An 18,548-nucleotide genomic window follows, 5' to 3' on the forward strand; every position below is an offset into this window, starting at 1 on the left:
ACGCCGCGCTAAGGCTTATAATCGCGGTTTTGGTTTTTGGCAGGACTTACAATGTTATTTGCATGGGTAACCGATCCCAACGCCTGGATGGCGCTTGGCACGCTGACGATCCTCGAGATCGTGCTGGGTATCGATAATATTATTTTTCTCTCTCTGGTGGTGGCTAAACTCCCGACAGCACAGCGGAATCACGCCCGTCGCTTAGGGTTGTTCGCCGCAATGCTGATGCGTCTGGCGCTGTTGGCCTCTATTGCCTGGGTCATCAGGCTCACTCACCCGCTGTTTAGCCTGTTCGATCACGCGTTTTCCGCACGTGACCTGATTCTGCTGTTTGGCGGCCTGTTCCTTATCTGGAAAGCGAGTAAAGAGATCCACGAAACTATCGAAGGGGAAGAGGAAGGGCTTAAAACCAACGTCCACTCTTTCTTCGGCGCTATCGTGCAGATCATGCTGCTGGATATTATCTTTAGTCTCGATTCGGTGATCACCGCCGTCGGCTTGTCGGATCATCTGTTTATCATGATGGCGGCCGTCGTGATCGCAGTGGGTGTGATGATGTTTGCCGCAAGGCCTATCGGCGAGTTTGTTGATCGACATCCATCCGTCAAAATGCTGGCGCTGGCCTTCCTGATTCTGGTGGGCTTCACCCTGATGTTAGAAAGTTTTGGGATTCATGTCCCGAAAGGCTATATCTATTTCGCGATGTTTTTCTCCATCGCCGTGGAAAGCCTCAATTTGCTGCGAAACAAAAAGAATCCGCTTTAAATTCAAGGGCAGACCGCAAATTGAGGGCTGCCCCACAATCTTTTTAAGATTTTACTGCTTTTTACTTACTGCCCAGCGGGTTATTACTAGAATGATAGGAGTTGCGGTCATATAAGGGTGATAACGATGACAAGATGGGCAGTATTGATTTCCGCCGTTGGTTTGGCTTTCGCGGTGTCCGGTTGCAGCAGCGATTACGTTATGGCAACCAAAGATGGCCGTATGATCCTCACGGACGGCAAGCCGGAAGTTGATGATGATACCGGTTTGATCAGCTACGAAGATCAGCAGGGAAACAGAATGCAGATCAACCGTGACGACGTCTCCCAAATTATTAAACGCTAAAAGAAAACAGGTCAGCCATGCTGGCCTTTTGATTTTTTACTTCCGCTTTTTCCCCGCTTCTGCCATGTTTATACTCCTTTGTCGGGTCGCCCGTCGCGCCTGACGCTGTTGATATAAATGTATGAAGGAAGGCGGCTATGCACTATCACCGTATCCCCCACAGCTCTCTTGAAATCAGTACCCTGGGGCTGGGCACAATGACGTTTGGTGAACAAAACAGCGAAGCCGACGCCCATGCACAGCTTGATTATGCCGTGGCTCAGGGCATCAACCTGATCGACGTCGCTGAAATGTATCCTGTCCCTCCCCGTCCGGAAACCCAGGGCTTAACGGAAACCTACGTCGGCAACTGGCTGGCTAAGCACGGTAACCGTGAAAAGCTGGTACTGGCCTCGAAGGTCAGCGGCCCGTCGCGCAATAACGATGCCGGCATTCGGCCGAACCAGGCGCTCGATCGCAAAAACATCCGCGATGCGCTGCACAACAGCCTGACCCGTCTGCAAACCGATTATCTCGACCTCTACCAGGTGCACTGGCCGCAGCGCGCGACCAACTGCTTCGGCAAGCTCGGCTATCAGTGGACGGAATCCCAGCCGGTGATCACCCTGCTGGAAACGCTGGAAGCGCTGACCGAATTCCAGCGCGCAGGCAAAATTCGCTATATCGGCGTGTCGAACGAAACAGCCTTTGGCGTGATGCGTTATCTGCACCTGGCGGATAAACACGATCTGCCGCGCATTGTCACTATTCAGAACCCTTACAGCCTGCTGAACCGCAGCTATGAGGTCGGCCTTGCCGAAGTGAGCCAGTATGAGGGCATCGAGCTGCTGGCCTATTCCTGCCTTGCCTTCGGTACCCTGACCGGTAAATACCTTAACGGTGCGAAACCAGCCGGGGCGCGGAATACCCTGTTTAGCCGCTTCACGCGCTACAGCAGCGAGCAGTCGCAGAAGGCCGTGGCGGCATACGTGGATATCGCGAAGCGCCACAACCTCGATCCGGCCCAGATGGCACTGGCGTTTGTTCGCCGACAGCCGTTTGTCGCCAGCACGTTGCTGGGAGCAACCACCATGGAGCAGCTGAAAACCAATGTGGAAAGCCTGCATCTGGAATTGAGTGAAGAGGTGTTAGCAGAAATCGAAGCGGTGCATCAGGTTTATACCTACCCGGCACCTTAATCAAGGACATGCCGGATGGCGCTGACGCTTATCCGGCCTACACGCTACCCGGCGCCTTTATGATCGGCGTGAAGTGCGAACGAGTGCCCTCTCCCACAGGGAGAGGGAGCACACACTAAAGGCCTTCTTCCAAAAAGAAGGCCTTACTTTTACCTTTGCCGCCGGGCAATGTTTTACCGGGCGTTTTTTCCAAATACCCACAGCGCAATAATCGCCAGCCCAAACAGCGTACCAAAGCCAATCCCGACGCCGACAACAGGAATACCCACCATCACCGCCAGCGAGTAGAGCCCCAGCATTATCAGCATCGCGCTGTTTTCACCGAGGTTCTGCACCGCTATCGCATTCCCGGCTCCTACCGTGTACTTACCTCGCTCCTGTAACAACGCATTCAATGGCACGACAAAGAAACCACCGCAAACGCCCAGCAGGAACAGCAGGACATAGGCCGGAAGCAGCGTGTGCTGTAGCGCGAAAATCACCACCGCAACGCCAATCAGCACGCCCGCAGGCATACAGCGGGCAACGGTTTCCAGCGTGACAAGCTTCGCCGCAGCGCCTGCCCCCACAACAATCCCGACGGCAACCATGGCATTAAGATAGGTCGGCGTGGCGTTGTCGGTGATGCCAAGCGCCACCGGCACCCAGAGCACCAGCAGGAATCTCAGCGTTACGCCCGCGCCCCAGAACAGGCTCGTGCCGACCAGAGAAAAACGCGTTTCGCGATTGCGCCACAGGGTTTTACAGGCAGCGAAGAAGCTGCCAGTCATCGCGTTGAAGCGCCAGGATTGTCCCGCTCTTGCCGCAGGCAGACGCGTAATGAACAGGTTCGCCACCACGGCACCCGCGTAAACCAGTGCACAAACGCCAAGCGCCGCCAGCACGTGCCAGTCAGCCAGCACGCCGCCCGCCACGGAGCCCAGCAGGATCGCAGCAATGGTCGAAGACTCCATCAGCCCGTTCGCCTTCACCAGCTTATCGCCGGTGGTGAGTTCACCGAGAATGCCGTACTTCGCCGGAGAGTAAGCCGCAGCACCAACCCCCACCAGCGTGTAGCCGATAAACGGGTTCACGCCAACGCAAATGGACGCCGCGCCAATCAGCTTCAGGCTGTTGGCAACCATCATCACCCGGCCTTTCGGGAAGCTGTCGGCAAATTGCCCGACAAACGGCGCGAAAAGAATGTAAGCACCCACAAACACCATCTGCAATACCGGCTGGCTCCAGTCCGGGTAGAACTGCTGCTTCATCAGAGCAAGGGTGGCAAAGAGCAGCGCGTTGTCGCCGAAGGCCGAGAGGAACTGGGCGCAGAGCACCGCCAGCATGCCTTTCGAACACAGCGAAGTGTTAGTGTGTACTGACTCACTCATCGGTAGCGTCCGCCTTATCGACCTGCTGTTTGAGGGTGACAAAATCGGGTTTGCCGCTGCCCAGCACCGGCAGCTGTTTGAGGAAGCGAATATCGCGCGGCACCGCAAGCTCCGGTACGCCGGTTGCGCGCGCCTGATGCTGGAGTTTCTCGCGAGTCAGTTCGGCATCGGTGGTAAACAGCACCAGCGCCTCACCTTTGCTCGCATCCTCTTTAATCACCGTCGCGTGAAGCTTATCCGGTGAAACTGCGAGTGCCAGCTGCTCAACCATCTCCAGTGACACCATCTCGCCCGCAATCTTCGCAAAGCGTTTTGCACGCCCCTGAATCTGCACGTAGCCCTGCTCGTCAAAGCGGACGATATCGCCGGTGTCATACCAGCCCGTTTCCACTTCACCGTGCTGGTTTTCTGCCGTCGGCAACTCCAGCACGCCAGGGTTTTCCACGCGCAGATAGCCGTTCATTACGTTCGGGCCTTTAAGCTGCAAGCGCCCACCTTCTTCGATGCCCGGCACGGCGAGCAAACGCGCATCCATCCCTGGCAGAATGCGCCCGACGGTACCAGGCTTCGCCGCCATTGGCACATTGATGGAGACGACTGGCGCGCACTCGGTGACGCCGTAGCCTTCCAGAATGCGCAGGCCGAATTTGTCCTGCCAGATTTGCTTCGTGCTTTCCTGTAGCTTTTCTGCCCCGGCAACCACGTAGCGCACTTTATGGAAGTCATACGGGTTAGCAAAACGGGCGTAGTGGCCAAGGAAGGTCGAGGTGCCAAACAGCACGGTACAGTTACGATCGTAGACCAGCTCCGGCACAATGCGGTAATGCAGTGGGCTTGGGTAGAGGAAGACTTCAGCCCCGGTCAGCAGCGGCGTAAACAGACCAACCGTCAGGCCAAAGGAGTGGAACAGAGGCAGCGCGGACATAAAGCGATCGCGGGCGGTGAAGTCTGCAATCGTTTTGATCTGCTCGACGTTGGCCAGAATGCTTTTGTGGCTGTGCACCACGCCCTTTGGATGACCTTCAGAGCCTGAAGTAAACAGCACGATGGCGGCATCTTCCGGCTGTTGTTTGACCTGAGCCAGATGCGGCACCAGCAGATGGCCAAAGATCCACAGCTTGTCGACCGGCGTAATGTCGCCCTTCAGATCCTCCAGAAACACCCAGCGTACCTGGGTCAGCTGTTCCGGCAGATGCCACAGCTTGCCTTTATCAAGGAAGGTACGGGAGGTGAAAATCGTTTTGATTTCTGCCGCCGTTATCGCGCTGGATAGCCCTTTAATGCCCGCGGTGTAGTTCATCATTGCCGGAATACGCCCGCGGGCAATCGCACCAAAGATGACCGCCGCGCTGATGGCGGCGTTCGGCAGCATCAGGCCAATTTTTTCGCCCTGCGTACTGTATTTTTCGAGGATACGCGCAACGAACAGCGTTTTGGTCAGCAGCTTGCGGTAGTTATCCGGCTGAAAGTTGATATCTTCGACGCACGGTTTCCGGTCGCCATAGCGATGCTGCGCAGACAGCAGCGCCTCGTACAGCGTTTCGCGCGGACGCACCGCCATTCGGGCTTCCATCATAATCTGATGCAGCATTTCCCCGGCAATTTTGCGGCGATCGCGGGCGCGCGGCGCATCCGGCATTGGCAGCGTGGTCGGCGGCAGAATGTGCAGCTGGATACGGGGGAAGAGGCGGCGTTTCACCAGGCCTTTCAGGCGGCTGGCGAACGTCAGCTCTGCCCCCTCAATGCGCACCGGCACCACCACGGCCTGCGATTTTGCGGCCACGAAAGCCGCGCCGTCGTAAATTTTCATCAGTGAACCGGTAATGGAGATGCGCCCTTCGGGGAAAATCACCACCGGACGGCCCTGCTCTACCAGCCTCACCAGATGCTTTATCGACATCGGTTTGGTCGGATCGAGCGGAACGAAATCAATCAGCTGCGCCAGCCAGCGCATAAACCACTTCTGGCTGATAGAGGTATAGACCGCAAACACCGGACGTACAGGTAAAAACAGCGCCAGCAGAATGCCGTCAATAAAAGAGACGTGGTTTGGGGTTATCAATACTTTCGACTGGCGGAGCGCCGCCGTATTCCCGGTCAGCCTGACCCGAAAAAGAACTCTGAAAAGGAAGCGGAAAAAGCCCAGCAGCATATCAACTCCATTTGGCAAAAAATGACTTTTTGCAGGGTACACGAGATGCAGCAGGAAAAGCAGGGTGGCGGCAGATTTCGGGCAAAAAAAACCTGCGCATCTGCGCAGGTCGGTGCAAGAGAGAAGTACGAAAATCGTACCAAAGAATTCTCACCAATCAATACCTCTGGGATCCTGATTGTGGCTTTTGCACCTGATTCCCGCCAGCGAGAAAACGCAAAGGAATGAGCCGAAGTGCAACCATCTGTTACGATTAGCCTTTACTGTTACAGATATGAAATTCAGGACAAAAAAAACCTGCGCATCTGCGCAGGTTGGTGTAATCAAGTGGCCTTCCCTAAGGGGGTCGACTTCACCTATCAATACCTCTGGGATAATCAGAGTATCAACGGCGCTGATAAATCCTCCAGCACTCATTCGCAACAGCCAATCGCAAAGTGTAACTAAAGGTTTGAATTACCCTTTTTCGTTTTCAATTGCCCGTGAGGTGCTGTGTAACTTTTTTCACCGCGCGCCACGCTGCATCACATTTGCATAAGCCTGCATGCGCTTAACCTTGAACAGCACTGGGTTTTCCGTAACACTAAACGGGTGTAACCGTTTTCCCTCATCATAAGGCCCTATATGGCGACAATTAAGGATGTGGCCCGGATGGCAGGTGTTTCCGTCGCCACCGTTTCCCGGGTGATCAACAACTCTCCCAAAGCCAGCGATGCCTCACGTCAGGCGGTTTTTTCAGCCATGGAAACGCTCAACTACCATCCGAACGCTAACGCCCGTGCGCTGGCGCAGCAGTCCACGGAAACCATCGGCCTGGTCGTCGGCGATGTGTCCGATCCGTTTTTTGGCGCGATGGTGAAAGCCGTGGAGCAGGTGGCTTACCATACCGGCAATTTCCTGCTGATTGGCAACGGCTACCACAATGAGAAGAAAGAGCGCCAGGCCATTGAACAGCTGATTCGCCACCGTTGCGCGGCACTCGTGGTGCACGCCAAGGTATTGCCGGATGAAGAGCTTACCGGGCTGATGAAACAGATCCCCGGCATGGTGCTGATCAACAGGATCTTGCCTGGTTTTGAAAAACGCTGCGTGGCGCTCGACGATCGCTATGGCGCATGGCTCGCCACCCGTCATTTGATTCAGCAGGGCCACACGAAGATTGGCTATCTCTGTTCAAACCACGCTATTTCGGATGCCGAAGATCGGTTGCAGGGCTATTACGACGCGCTGAAAGAGAGCGGCCTGCCGTGCAATGAGCGGCTGGTCACCTTCGGCGAGCCGGACGAAAGCGGCGGAGAACAGGCGATGACAGAACTGCTGGGGCGCGGCAAACACTTTACCGCCGTTGCCTGCTATAACGACTCAATGGCGGCGGGCGCGATGGGCGTGTTGAACGACAACGGGATTGACGTGCCCGGAGAAATCTCGCTGATTGGCTTTGATGACGTGCTGGTGTCGCGTTACGTTCGCCCACGCCTGACCACGGTGCGCTATCCAATTGTCACCATGGCAACCCAGGCAGCAGAGCTGGCGCTGGCGCTGGCAGACAAACGCCCGCTACCGGAAATCACTCACCTCTTCAGCCCGACGCTGGTACGCCGTCACTCGGTGATTGCCCCGGTAGAAGCGCCGAGCTCATAGCGATAGAGATGTACGGTGGTGGCAGGATACTCAATGCCATCACCGATGTACTGCCAGCCGAACCGCTCGTAGAAATCACGGCAGGCCGAGTAGAGATGCAGCTCCTCAAACCCTTTCATCCGCGCGTAGTCAATCACGTGCGCCTGCAGCGCCCCAGCAATGCCCTGCCCGCGCACGGATTCATCGACGTACAGCGCCGCCAGCCACGGATAAAGATCCTGACGGCTGATTAAATCACAGCGCCATAATCCCACCGTCGCCAGCACGCGTTCGCCCTCGGTCATCACAAAAGTGAGCGGCAGCGCATCGGGCTTCTGGCTGTATTCGATGATGCTGGCAAAAAACTCGCGCGGCATCGCCACGCCGCCAAACGCCTGCCACAGCCAGTCGGTGACCTGGCGGGCGTGTTGGGGAACCTCGTACAGCGGCTGAATTTTCATCCTCTCACCTGTTTCTGCTTGCCGTTAATGCCCAGACCACTTCCTGAGTGGCGGCTATAGTAACAAATTCGGATAAAGCGCTGTCAAAAGCGTGATCGCGATAGTTATTTGTCATGATGGCGACAGATATGGCGCTGAATGTCTGTGATAAACTGCTGCCATCATCGGGTATCAGGAATGAATAATGGCAACAATGCTGGATGTCTCACTACGCGCAGGCGTGTCGAAGGCGACCGTTTCCCGCGTACTGAACGGCACAGGTCAGGTCAAAGAAAGCACCCGCAAGCAGGTGTACAAAGCCATGGAAGAGCTCGGTTACCGCCCGAACTTTTTGGCGCGATCGCTGGCGAACCGGACCAGCAACAGCATTGGCCTGGTGGTCTCGACTTTTGACGGTTTCTACTTTGGTCGCCTGCTTCAGCAGGCTTCACGCCAGACCGAAACGCACGGCAAACAGCTGATCGTAACCGACGGCCACGACACGCCGGAGCGTGAAGAGCAGGCCGTGCAAATGCTGGCCGATCGCCAGTGCGATGCCATCGTGCTCTACACCCGCTTTATGAGCGAAAAAGCGATCATGAAGCTCATTAACTCCATCCCTATGCCTGTGGTGGTCATCAACCGCGACGTCAGCCAGATGAGGGATCGCTGCGTGTTCTTCGAGCAGCAGGACGCCGCGTTTCAGGCGGTGGATTATCTGATTACTCAGGGCCACCGCGATATCGCCTGCATTACCGTTCCCATCCACACGCCAACGGGCAAAGCGCGCCTGCAGGGCTACCGTAATGCGCTGGAAAAGCACGGCATCGCCTGGGATCAGAGCAAGGTGAAATACGGTGATTCCGGCATGACGCGCGGCTATGAGCTTTGCCAGCAGTTGCTGGAAGAGAAGGTAAAATTCAGCGCGCTGTTCGCCTGTAACGACGACATGGCGCTGGGCGCATCGAAAGCGCTGCATCAGGCGGGGTTAAGGATTCCACAGGACATTTCGCTGTTTGGCTTCGATGATGCCCCGAGCGCCAAATGGCTTGAGCCTGGGCTTTCTACGGTGTATCTGCCGATCGACAACATGATTACCACCGCCATCGATCAGGCCATCAAACTCGCCAATGATGTGCCGATAGAGACGCTGCCGCCCTTCACCGGAAAACTGGTGCTACGCGACTCGGTCACCACCGGCCCGTTTTATCAGAACAGCTCCAGCGCCATCAGCTCCTGAATCGTCTGACGACGACGGATAAGTTTCGCCACGCCGTTGTCGTACAGCACTTCCGGCAGCAGCGGGCGGCTGTTGTAGTTGGATGACATTGACGCGCCGTAGGCACCGGTATCATGCAGTACCAGATAATCCCCCGGTGCAACCTGCGGCAGTTCACGCGTTTCCACCTTGCCGCCTTCCTGCTGGGTAAAGACATCGCCCGATTCACACAACGGGCCTGCAACAACGGTTTCCACCCGCGGGGCCTGAGTCAGGTCGCGACCATCTGCCGCCAGCGCGGAAATATGGTGATAGCTGCCGTACATTGACGGACGCATGAGATCGTTAAACCCGGCGTCGATCAAAACAAAATGGCGGCGACCCATGTTCTTCACGCTGCGCACCTGTGACACCAGTACGCCGGACTCCGCCACCAGGAAGCGCCCCGGTTCGATCTCCAGTTTAATCGCATGCCCAAAGTGTTGAGCAATTTGTTCGCGAGCCGTGTTCCACAACCCGAAATAGTGCTGTGTATCAATGGTTTCATCGCCGTAGCGATAAGGAACAGATAAACCACCACCGGCGGAGATAGCCTCAAGATCCTGGCCAAACTCGATAACCTGACGCACCATCGCGCCGCATACCTGCTCCAGATGCCCATAGTCCACGCCGGAACCGATATGCATGTGGATCCCAACCAGCTTCAGTTTGTAACGCTGGATCGCCTCCAGCGCCTGCGGCAGATCGCTGTACCAGATCCCGTGCTTGCTGTTTTCACCGCCGGTATTGGTTTTCTGGCTATGACCGTGGCCAAAGCCCGGATTTACGCGCAGCCAGACGCGATGCCCCGGCGAGACGGCGCCAAGCTGCGCCAGCATATCGATGGAGCCCGCATTCACCGGAATCTTCAGTTCGGCAACGCGAGCAATCGTCGCTTCATCGATCGTATCAGCGGTAAAAACAATGTCGTCCGGATGCGCAACGGGATCGTAACCCGCCGCCAGCGCACGCTCGATTTCGCCCAGCGAGACGGAATCCACCTTCACGCCTTGCTCGCGCATAATGCGCAGAATATGAACATTCGAGCAGGCCTTCTGGGCAAAACGCACCACGTCGAACTGGCTGAGTTTGGCAATCTGCTGGCGGATAATTGCGGCATCATAAACCCAGACCGGGCAGCCAAACTCCGCGGGCAGGCGCAGCAGGTTTTCAGCATTCAGGTCGGTATCGGTACTGTTGAGTGGGCGTGGCATGGTGAACTCCGGTTAAATCGCTTTTCAATGATTACGCCACAGCCCGGGAAGAATAAAAAATATCGCTTTATCCTGACTTCATGCAAAATTGATATGGATAACGTTATGAAAGGAGTTGGCCATGCCCGCGGTCAATTTGCGCCACATCGAGATTTTTCACGCCGTGATGACCACCGGTAATCTGACCGAAGCCGCTGCGATGCTGCACACCTCGCAGCCAACGGTCAGCCGGGAGCTGGCGAGGCTTGAAAAAGTGCTGGGGCTGAAGCTGTTTGAGCGCACGCGCGGGCGTCTGCACCCGACCGTACAAGGGCTGCGTCTGTTTGAAGAGGTTCAGCGCTCCTGGTACGGGCTGGACAGAATTCTGAGCACCGCCGAAAGCCTGCGCGAGTTCCGCCAGGGAGAGCTCTCCGTCGTTTGTCTGCCGGTATTTTCACAGTCCTTCTTACCGACGCTGCTGCAGCCGTTTCTCGCCCGCTTCCCCGGCGTCAGCCTGCAAATTGTGCCGCAGGAGTCGCCGCTGCTGGAGGAATGGCTTTCTGCCCAGCGCCACGATTTAGGCTTAACCGAAACGCTGCATACGCCGCCGGGCACCGAACGCACGCCATTGCTGAGCATGAATGAAGTTTGCGTGCTGCCCGCGAAGCACCCACTGGCAGAAAAAGAGATGCTGACGCCTCAGGATTTCGACGGTCAGAACTACGTCAGTCTGTCACGAACGGACAGCTATCGCCAGCTGCTGGATGGTCTGTTCACCGGGCATGACGTTCATCGTCGGATGGTCGTAGAAACGCACAGTGCAGCGTCAGTCTGTGCGATGGTGCGGGCGGGCGTCGGGATTTCCGTCGTGAACCCCTTCACCGCGCTGGATTATGCCTGGAGCGGCGAAAGTAGCGGCGTTGTCATTCGCCGCCTGAGCGTGGACGTGCCGTTTACCGTTAGCCTGATCCGCCCGCTGCACCGGCCCGGTTCCGCCCTGGTCGACGCATTCATCGCGCACCTGCAAGGGAGCGTCCGGACGCTGGCTGAATCTCTGGAAGAGACGCTCAGCGGCGTCAGGAAAGCATAAAATCGACGGCGTCAGAAGCGTGCAGCGCGGCAGTATCGAACACCGGTAACGGACTGCGATCTTCTGGCACCAGCAGGCCAATTTCGGTGCAGCCAAAAATAACGCCTTCAGCGCCTTCGCCCATCAGGCGTTCAATCACCTGCACATAGTACGCGCGGGACGCTTCGCTAAAGGTGCCAAGGCACAGCTCCTCGAAGATGATCCGGTTGATACGTGCGCGTTCTTCCGCATTGGGGATCAGCGTGTTCAGCGCAAACTCCTGCTCCAGGCGCCCACGATAAAAATCCTGTTCCATCGTGTAACGGGTCCCTAACAGCGCCACGTTGTGCACGCCCTGTTTCTCAATGGCGCGCCCGGTCGCATCAGCAATGTGTAAAAAAGGTACGGCGCAGCGCAGTTCAATATGCGAGGCTACTTTATGCATCGTGTTGGTACACAATACGATGCCCTCTGCACCAATGCTTTCGAGATCTGCTGCCGCCTGCGCCAGCATCTCCCCGGCCTTATCCCACTCCCCCGCCGACTGGCAGGTTTCAATCTCCTGGAAATCAACACTGTGCATCAGGATTTTCGCGGAGTGCAGGCCGCCCAGGCGCTGCTTTATGCCTTCGTTAATCAAACGATAGTAAGGAATGGTGGATTCCCAGCTCATGCCGCCAAGCAGGCCGATGGTTTTCATGGACGATCCTTTCTGAGTGTTTATCACGGTCAAACAACCTTACCACTGCCATGCAGGCAGAAAAAAGGAGGCAAACGCCTCCTTTTCGTTAATTAAAACGAGCGGCTATTCTTACAACGACTCTCCGTCCAATAACGGCAGGTCGTGGCGGGAACGAATGGCCTGCTGCAACAGTACGCCGCCGCATGCCAGCAGACCGCCGACGATCGCCGCCAGCAGAATAATCAGCGCCTTGCCCGGGCCATCTTTTTTCACCGGTAAAGAAGGAGAAAGCTGATAATTCACTACCGGGAATTTAATGTCTTTGATATTCAGGGCTTCAAGCTGCTTTAAGCGATATTCACGGTTAAGGATTTCCGCATTCAGCTCGGAAACGTCCGTGATCGACTTTTCGATTTCCAGCTTTTTATTAATCCCCTCAGTCCCCAGGGTCACGGAAAAATCAGGGTCGTCCTTAATCGCCTGACCATTACTGTAGACCGGCTTATTAAGCCCCGCCGCTTTGGCCACCTGCAGAGAATAATTCAGACGCTTAATTTTTGCCTTTTTGGCATTTTCCAGCTGGGCACGATCGAGCGCCAGGCGCTGCTTTTCTACCTGCACCTTCATCATCACGGTATCATGGATATTCGTCACGGTCTGTGAGACGACTTTATCCGCCACAAACTGCATGTAGCCAGCCAGAATTGACTGCGCCTCTTCAGCTTGCGGGCCAGTAAAAGAGAGCGTCCACGAATGGTAAGGCGTAACGGGCTCTTTTTTGTTGCCCGCATCATCTACGGCTTTCATTCGCTCGGATACCGCCACAATGGCACGATGTAGCTCTCTGGGGTCAACATCCACACCGTCAAACTGGCTCATCAGCGAGGGGGAGGATTTGACATACTCTTCGAGCAACACGGACGAATTGAACTTCTTGATAAACATCTCAAAGATGTTGGTACTGTCGATATTCAGATCGACATCCAGGACCTGAACCGTCGCCAGCAGTTGGTCAAGCGGCACCAGTTGATTGCGTTCAGCGGGAGTGATAACCGAACTGCTGGTCCATTTTTGCGGGAGGATCAGGCTCACGGCAAGCCCCAGTAACACAAAGCAGAAGGCCACGCTCAGGATACGATTTTTGGCTTTCCAGAGGGTTTCTGTCAGCGCAAGCAGATCGATTTCTTGCGGCTGACGAGCCGGTAGTTCAGGACGAGGGAAGGAGACAATCGCGTCCTGTTGCGGTTTACTATCCATAGTTGACATGATGAGGTCATTTTTCGTAGAAGCACTTGCGGGCTAATATATCCTTATCGGATTTTTCTGAAAACTATTTATTTCTGAATGATGAAAAAATAACCCCACGCTTGGTTATATCCAGAAAAAATGCGGTTAAACATCAGCATCAATTCAGGAAACCTACCAATATGGGCAGTTGAAAATATTATGTGACATTAAATTTATTGTCAGCGCGGAATTTATCAGAGTGATTCATCTGTTCTTGATGATTGCATTTGATAATACAGGGTTATTTATTGCCCTTACTAATGCATTTCGTGAATATAAAAAACCCTGCAATTAAGCAGGGTTGTGATTCAAGATGCCGATGAGATTACCGGGCGAGCCAGCCGCCATCTACCGCGATGGTGTAGCCGTTGATGTAATCAGACGCGCTGGAGGCCAGAAATACCACCGGCCCCATTAAATCTGACGGCAGGCCCCAGCGTCCGGCCGGGATACGGTCCAGAATTTCCGCGCTGCGCTGCTCGTCAGCGCGCAGCTGCTGGGTATTATTGGTCGCCATGTAGCCCGGCGCAATCGCATTTACGTTGATGCCGTGTTTTGCCCATTCGTTTGCCAGCAGGCGCGTCACGCCCATCACGCCGCTCTTGGAAGCGGTGTAGGACGGCACACGAATCCCGCCCTGGAACGACAGCATGGAGGCAATATTGATAATCTTGCCGCCGTTGCCCTGGCTGATAAAGTGCTTCGCCGCGGCCTGCGCCATAAAGAACACGGTTTTGATGTTCAGGTTCATCACGTCGTCCCAGTCCTTTTCGCTGAACTCCAGCGCGTCCTGACGGCGAATTAATCCGGCGTTATTTACCAGAATATCGATATGACCGAACTCCGCTACCGCACGCTCCAGCAGCTGTGAAATACCGTCGATATTACGCAGGTCAGCAGTGAGGCTGAGGAAACGGCGTCCGCGTGAAGTGACCTGCTCAATGGTCTCCGTCGGTTCAACGAGGTTGATGCCGACGATATCGCAGCCCGCTTCCGCCAGGCCAATCGCCATGCCCTGACCCAGACCGGTATCACAGCCGGTCACCACGGCAACTTTACCTGCCAGAGAAAATGTATCGAGAATCATAAAATTTCCTTACTCATTTCGCGCCTGATTCAGACAGGCAAAGGGTTGGCTGTCTGCGGCTTAGCGCAGGTCTTTCACGGCAACGTGGTCCATATCATCAAAGACCTGGTTTTCACCCACCATGCCCCAGATGAAGGTGTAGGCCTGGGTGCCGACGCCAGAGTGAATCGACCAGCTCGGCGAGATCACAGCCTGTTCGTTGTGCATGACGATATGCCGCGTCTCCTGCGGTTGCCCCATCATGTGGAATACGCAGGCGTCATCGGCCATGTTGAAGTAGAAATAGACTTCCATCCGGCGCTCGTGGGTGTGGCACGGCATGGTGTTCCACAGGTTGCCCGGTTCGAGTTCGGTCAGCCCCATGCTGAGCTGGCAGGTTTCCAGCACGTCCGGCACAAAATACTTGTTGATGGTGCGACGGTTGCTGGTGAGGTTATCGCCAAGCGTCACCGGGGCGACGTCTGCCGGCGTCACTTTTTTTGTCGGATAAGTGGTGTGCGCCGGGGCGCAGTTGTAGTAGAACTTCGCGGGTTTGGCGGCGTCGATACTTGCAAACGCCACTTCTTTCGCCCCTTTGCCGACATACAGCGCATCGCGATGGCCGATTTCATAGCATTTACCATCAACGGTAATGGTGCCCGGCCCGCCGATGTTGATAACGCCCAGCTCACGGCGTTCAAGAAAGTAGCTCACGCCCAGCTGTTTGCCCACTTCGCCGCCGACGGAAACGCTTTTCGTCACAGGCTTAATGCCGCCCACGATAATGCGATCGATATGGCTGTAAACCATCGTGTACTCGTCGGCGACAAACACCTGCTCCACTAAAAATTCGTTCCGTAGCGCCTGCGTGTCGAGGGATTTGGCGTGTGCGCTGTGGATGCTTTGTCTGATGTCCACATTAACCTCCGGTATAGGGTTATCCATTTTGAAAAGCAGTTTCGCTTTTCCGTTGAGGCCATCTTAGTCCTCCACCGGGCCGTTTTCAATTATAAATAAAACAGCGTTTCACATTTTCTGCATTAAAATCCTAAAAATGCAAAATCGATCACGTTAGCGCAGGGACTCAGCGCAGTTAAAAACGTAAAAAACATTTAAAAACAGAACATTACTAAATCTTTAAAAAAGAACAGTGAACAAGGGAAAACCGGCAGGGAAATAAAGGTGAGCAGACGATACGGAAAAGTGCGTGAAGCATCACGAAAAATAAAACATCGTTTTGATAACTTGCAGGCTGATTCATATGTTCCCCAGCCATCATCAGAAGTGAACTGAGTGTTTCTGTAACTGGCCTTGCCCTTTCTCGTTAAGGGCTTTTTTTTGCCCAAACAAAAAGGCCTCCAGTGGAGGCCCGATGGGAAAAAAGAAAAAGCTACTCGCGCTCTACCGCCAGCGCAACGCCCTGACCACCACCGATGCACAGCGTCGCCAGCCCCTTGCGGGCATCCCGCTTGATCATTTCATGCACCAGCGATACCAGAATACGGCAGCCGGACGCGCCAATCGGATGCCCGAGCGCAATGGCTCCGCCGTTAACGTTGACGCGCTTTTCATCCCACTCCAGTACCTTCCCTACTGAAATGGCCTGGGCAGCAAACGCTTCATTGGCCTCAATCAGATCGACATCGGCGAGCTGCCAACCCACCCGCTCCAGGCAACGCCGCGTAGCATAAACCGGGGCGATCCCCATCAGTGCCGGGTCGACCCCGACGCTGGCAAACGCACGGATACGCGCAAGGATCGGCAGGTTCAGCTCCAGCGCCTTCGATTCACTCATCATCATCACCGCCGCCGCGCCATCGTTGATGGATGAGGCGTTCCCGGCGGTCACTGAACCGAGCGAATCAAACGCCGGCATCAGACGCGCCAGGCCTTCGGCGCTGGCGTCGGTACGCGGCTGTTCGTCGGTGTCTACCACCTGCGCCAGCCCGTCTTTTTGCAGATTCACTACCGGCACGATCTCATCGCGAAAGCGGCCTGAATCAATGGCTCGCCGCGCTTTTTGCTGGGAGCTGAGCGCCCAGGCGTCCTGCAGCTCACGCGATATGCCGTATTCCCGGGCGAGATTTTCCGCCGTCACGCCCATATGGTAATCGTTGAAGGCATCCCACAGGCCGTCGTGAACCAGGCTGTCTATCAGCTGGCTGTTGCCCAGTCGAGCGCCCGTGCGGCTGTCGGTCAGCACGTGCGGTGCCCGGCTCATGTTCTCCTGGCCGCCCGCGATAACCACATCGGCTTCGCCGCACTGAATCGCCTGGGTCGCCAGATGCAGCGCCTTCAGGCCGGAGCCGCATACGTCGTTTATGGTGATGGCCGAAACGGTATTCGGCAACCCGCCCTTGATGGCCGACTGACGCGCAGGGTTCTGCCCGGCGCCAGCCGTCAGCACCTGCCCGAGGATCACCTCATCGACCGCCAGCGGATCCAGCCCGGTGCGTTCAACCAGCGCTTTCACCACGACGCTACCCAATTCGACTGCGGTAAAGCGCGAGAGCGCCCCCTGGAAACAGCCGATAGGCGTGCGTACAGCACCTACGATAACGACGTCTTTCATCCCGACCTCTGCGCAAATAAACAGCGCTATAGTAGAGCATTGTTATCAACAATTATCGCAATTGTTTACGAAAAGTGAGTTTTATCACAAAGGGATTTTCCTTCACTTAACATTCATCGGCCATCTCGCCGATTAAAACAAATCTCCTCCCCCTGGGGGGCCTGAAATGGAGTAAACTCGCCGCTGTTTTTTCGTTATCTGGTTTAAAGATTCAAAAAATGTCGAAATTATGGTCAAAAGACGAAACTCTGTGGAGTTTCGCCTTATATGGTACTGCGGTAGGGGCGGGCACCCTGTTTCTGCCGATTCAGTTAGGGTCCGCAGGGGCAATGGTGTTACTGATTACGGCCCTGGTAGCCTGGCCGTTAACCTACTGGCCACACCGCGCGCTTTGCCGCTTTATCCTCTCCGCTAACCTGCCCGCTAACGTTGGTATCACCGGCGCCGTCAGTCACTACTACGGTAAGAAGATCGGTAATCTTATCACCGCCCTCTATTTCATTGCCTTCTTTGTGGTGGTGCTGATTTACGCCGTCGCCATCACCAACTCGCTGACGGAACAGCTGGCGAAACAGATGACCGTCACCCTCGGCATCCGCATGGCGGTCAGCCTGGTGGTGGTCCTGGTGCTGAATCTGATCTTCCTGATGGGCCGTCACGCCACGCTGAAGGTGATGGGTTTTCTGGTCTTCCCGCTGATTGCGTATTTCCTGTTCCTGTCGCTCTACCTGACAGGTGACTGGCAACCGACAATGTTTAGCGAGGGGCTGACGTTTACGCCGCAAACGCTGCACCAGGTCTGGATCTCTATTCCCGTGATGGTTTTCGCTTTTAGCCATACGCCGATAATCTCGACCTTCGCCATCGACCGGCGCGAGAAGTTCGGCGAGCAGGCCATGGATAAATGCAAAAAAATTATGCGGATTGCCTATCTGATTATCTGCCTGAGCGTGCTTTTCTTCGTGTTCAGCTGCCTGCTGGCCATTCCGGAAAGCTACATCGTGAATGCCAAAAATGAAGGTGTCACCATTCTTTCCGCGCTGGCAATGATGCCCGCTGCGCCGCACTGGCTGGCGGTTTCCGGGATTATTGTGGCGATTGTGGCGATGTCGAAGTCGTTCCTCGGCACCTACTTTGGCGTGGTTGAAGGGGCGAGTGAAATGGTCCGCGCGACGCTGAATGTCGCGGGCATCCGCAAGAGCCGCGCGTTTAATCGCGCCATCTCCATTCTGCTGGTGTCGACGGTGACCTTTATCGTCTGCTGCATCAACCCGAATGCCATCTCAATGATCTATGCCATCAGCGGCCCGCTGATTGCGATGATCCTCTTTATTATGCCGACGCTCTCCACGTACCTGATTCCGGCCCTCAAGCCTTACCGCTCGGCGGGCAGCCTCATCACGCTGATTGTGGGTTTGCTCTGCGTCTCAGTGATGTTCTTCAGTTAAACACCGCCGCGGCAGGCTTGCCTGCCGCACATTCCGTTAAACTTTATTCCCCTCTCTCCTCAGCGAATCGGTTTACACTGATTCGGTTAAGCCATTATGAGGA

The 18,548-nt window shown here is 55.5% G+C and carries 17 protein-coding genes; 8 read left to right on the forward strand and 9 right to left on the reverse strand.

Annotated features, from left to right (window positions below):
* Positions 1-51: 51 nt before the first annotated feature.
* From RTU33_RS15540 to RTU33_RS15550, 3 genes are all read left to right on the forward strand, one after another.
* Complete coding sequence (locus RTU33_RS15540; RefSeq protein ID WP_312628538.1) at positions 52-765, forward strand: TerC family protein; 714 nt, start codon at positions 52-54, stop codon at positions 763-765.
* A 126-nt stretch (positions 766-891) separates the two neighbouring features.
* Entirely contained in the window at positions 892-1,110 is a 219-nt protein-coding gene (locus tag RTU33_RS15545) for a YgdI/YgdR family lipoprotein (RefSeq protein ID WP_312628541.1), read from the forward strand.
* 137 nt (positions 1,111-1,247) lie between these two features.
* Positions 1,248-2,288: an NADP(H)-dependent aldo-keto reductase gene (locus RTU33_RS15550; RefSeq protein ID WP_312628543.1), complete on the forward strand. Its 1,041-nt coding sequence runs from the start codon at positions 1,248-1,250 to the stop codon at positions 2,286-2,288.
* 173 nt (positions 2,289-2,461) lie between these two features.
* On the opposite strand, the gene lplT is transcribed toward RTU33_RS15550, so the two are convergent.
* The gene (gene lplT / locus RTU33_RS15555; RefSeq protein WP_312628545.1) at positions 2,462-3,658 is read right to left on the reverse strand and encodes a lysophospholipid transporter LplT; all 1,197 of its coding nucleotides are present in this window, start codon (positions 3,656-3,658) and stop codon (positions 2,462-2,464) included.
* Positions 3,651-5,810, reverse strand: a complete 2,160-nt coding sequence (gene aas / locus RTU33_RS15560) for a bifunctional acyl-ACP--phospholipid O-acyltransferase/long-chain-fatty-acid--ACP ligase (protein ID WP_312628547.1) — start codon at positions 5,808-5,810, stop codon at positions 3,651-3,653. Before aas ends, lplT begins: the two co-directional genes overlap by 8 nt.
* On the opposite strand from aas, the gene RTU33_RS15565 reads away from it, so the two are divergent.
* Together RTU33_RS15565 and galR are read left to right on the forward strand one after the other, a co-directional pair.
* Positions 5,703-6,038, forward strand: coding sequence for a hypothetical protein (locus RTU33_RS15565; RefSeq protein ID WP_312628644.1), 336 nt, complete (start codon positions 5,703-5,705; stop codon positions 6,036-6,038). The genes aas and RTU33_RS15565 overlap by 108 nt on opposite strands.
* A 396-nt stretch (positions 6,039-6,434) precedes the next feature.
* The gene (galR, locus tag RTU33_RS15570; protein ID WP_312628548.1) at positions 6,435-7,451 is read left to right on the forward strand and encodes an HTH-type transcriptional regulator GalR; all 1,017 of its coding nucleotides are present in this window, start codon (positions 6,435-6,437) and stop codon (positions 7,449-7,451) included.
* On the opposite strand, the gene RTU33_RS15575 is transcribed toward galR, so the two are convergent.
* Positions 7,412-7,891, reverse strand: a complete 480-nt coding sequence (locus tag RTU33_RS15575) for a GNAT family N-acetyltransferase (protein ID WP_312628550.1) — start codon at positions 7,889-7,891, stop codon at positions 7,412-7,414. The two genes, galR and RTU33_RS15575, sit on opposite strands and share 40 nt — an antisense overlap.
* Positions 7,892-8,075: 184 nt before the next feature.
* On the opposite strand from RTU33_RS15575, the gene RTU33_RS15580 reads away from it, so the two are divergent.
* Positions 8,076-9,110, forward strand: coding sequence for a LacI family DNA-binding transcriptional regulator (locus RTU33_RS15580; RefSeq protein WP_312628553.1), 1,035 nt, complete (start codon positions 8,076-8,078; stop codon positions 9,108-9,110).
* Here RTU33_RS15580 and lysA read toward each other — a convergent pair.
* Positions 9,080-10,342 (reverse strand): diaminopimelate decarboxylase, encoded by a 1,263-nt coding sequence (lysA, locus tag RTU33_RS15585; RefSeq protein ID WP_312628555.1) that lies wholly within the window; start codon positions 10,340-10,342, stop codon positions 9,080-9,082. The genes RTU33_RS15580 and lysA overlap by 31 nt on opposite strands.
* A 121-nt stretch (positions 10,343-10,463) precedes the next feature.
* Between lysA and RTU33_RS15590 the strand changes: the two genes are divergently transcribed.
* Positions 10,464-11,411 (forward strand): LysR family transcriptional regulator, encoded by a 948-nt coding sequence (locus RTU33_RS15590; RefSeq protein WP_312628557.1) that lies wholly within the window; start codon positions 10,464-10,466, stop codon positions 11,409-11,411.
* Here the strand turns inward: RTU33_RS15590 and RTU33_RS15595 are convergent.
* The 5 genes from RTU33_RS15595 to RTU33_RS15615 form a co-directional block, all read right to left on the reverse strand.
* Entirely contained in the window at positions 11,398-12,090 is a 693-nt protein-coding gene (locus tag RTU33_RS15595) for an aspartate/glutamate racemase (RefSeq protein ID WP_312628559.1), read from the reverse strand. The genes RTU33_RS15590 and RTU33_RS15595 overlap by 14 nt on opposite strands.
* A 111-nt stretch (positions 12,091-12,201) precedes the next feature.
* A complete protein-coding gene (wzz(fepE), locus tag RTU33_RS15600; protein ID WP_312628561.1) occupies positions 12,202-13,338 on the reverse strand; it encodes an LPS O-antigen length regulator Wzz(fepE) in 1,137 nt (378 codons plus the stop codon).
* Positions 13,339-13,684: 346 nt separating this feature from the next.
* Entirely contained in the window at positions 13,685-14,446 is a 762-nt protein-coding gene (kduD, locus tag RTU33_RS15605) for a 2-dehydro-3-deoxy-D-gluconate 5-dehydrogenase KduD (RefSeq protein ID WP_312628563.1), read from the reverse strand.
* 60 nt (positions 14,447-14,506) lie between these two features.
* On the reverse strand, positions 14,507-15,343 hold the full coding sequence (gene kduI / locus RTU33_RS15610; protein WP_312628565.1) for a 5-dehydro-4-deoxy-D-glucuronate isomerase: 837 nt from the start codon (positions 15,341-15,343) through the stop codon (positions 14,507-14,509).
* Positions 15,344-15,815: 472 nt separating this feature from the next.
* Positions 15,816-16,997 carry an acetyl-CoA C-acetyltransferase gene (locus RTU33_RS15615; protein ID WP_312628567.1) on the reverse strand — a complete coding sequence of 394 codons (1,182 nt, stop codon included), beginning with the start codon at positions 16,995-16,997 and terminating at the stop codon, positions 15,816-15,818.
* 218 nt (positions 16,998-17,215) lie between these two features.
* On the opposite strand from RTU33_RS15615, the gene RTU33_RS15620 reads away from it, so the two are divergent.
* Positions 17,216-18,445: an amino acid permease gene (locus tag RTU33_RS15620; protein ID WP_312628569.1), complete on the forward strand. Its 1,230-nt coding sequence runs from the start codon at positions 17,216-17,218 to the stop codon at positions 18,443-18,445.
* Positions 18,446-18,548 lie beyond the last annotated feature (103 nt).

The organism is Scandinavium sp., assembly GCF_032012665.1.
GTDB lineage: Bacteria > Pseudomonadota > Gammaproteobacteria > Enterobacterales > Enterobacteriaceae > Scandinavium.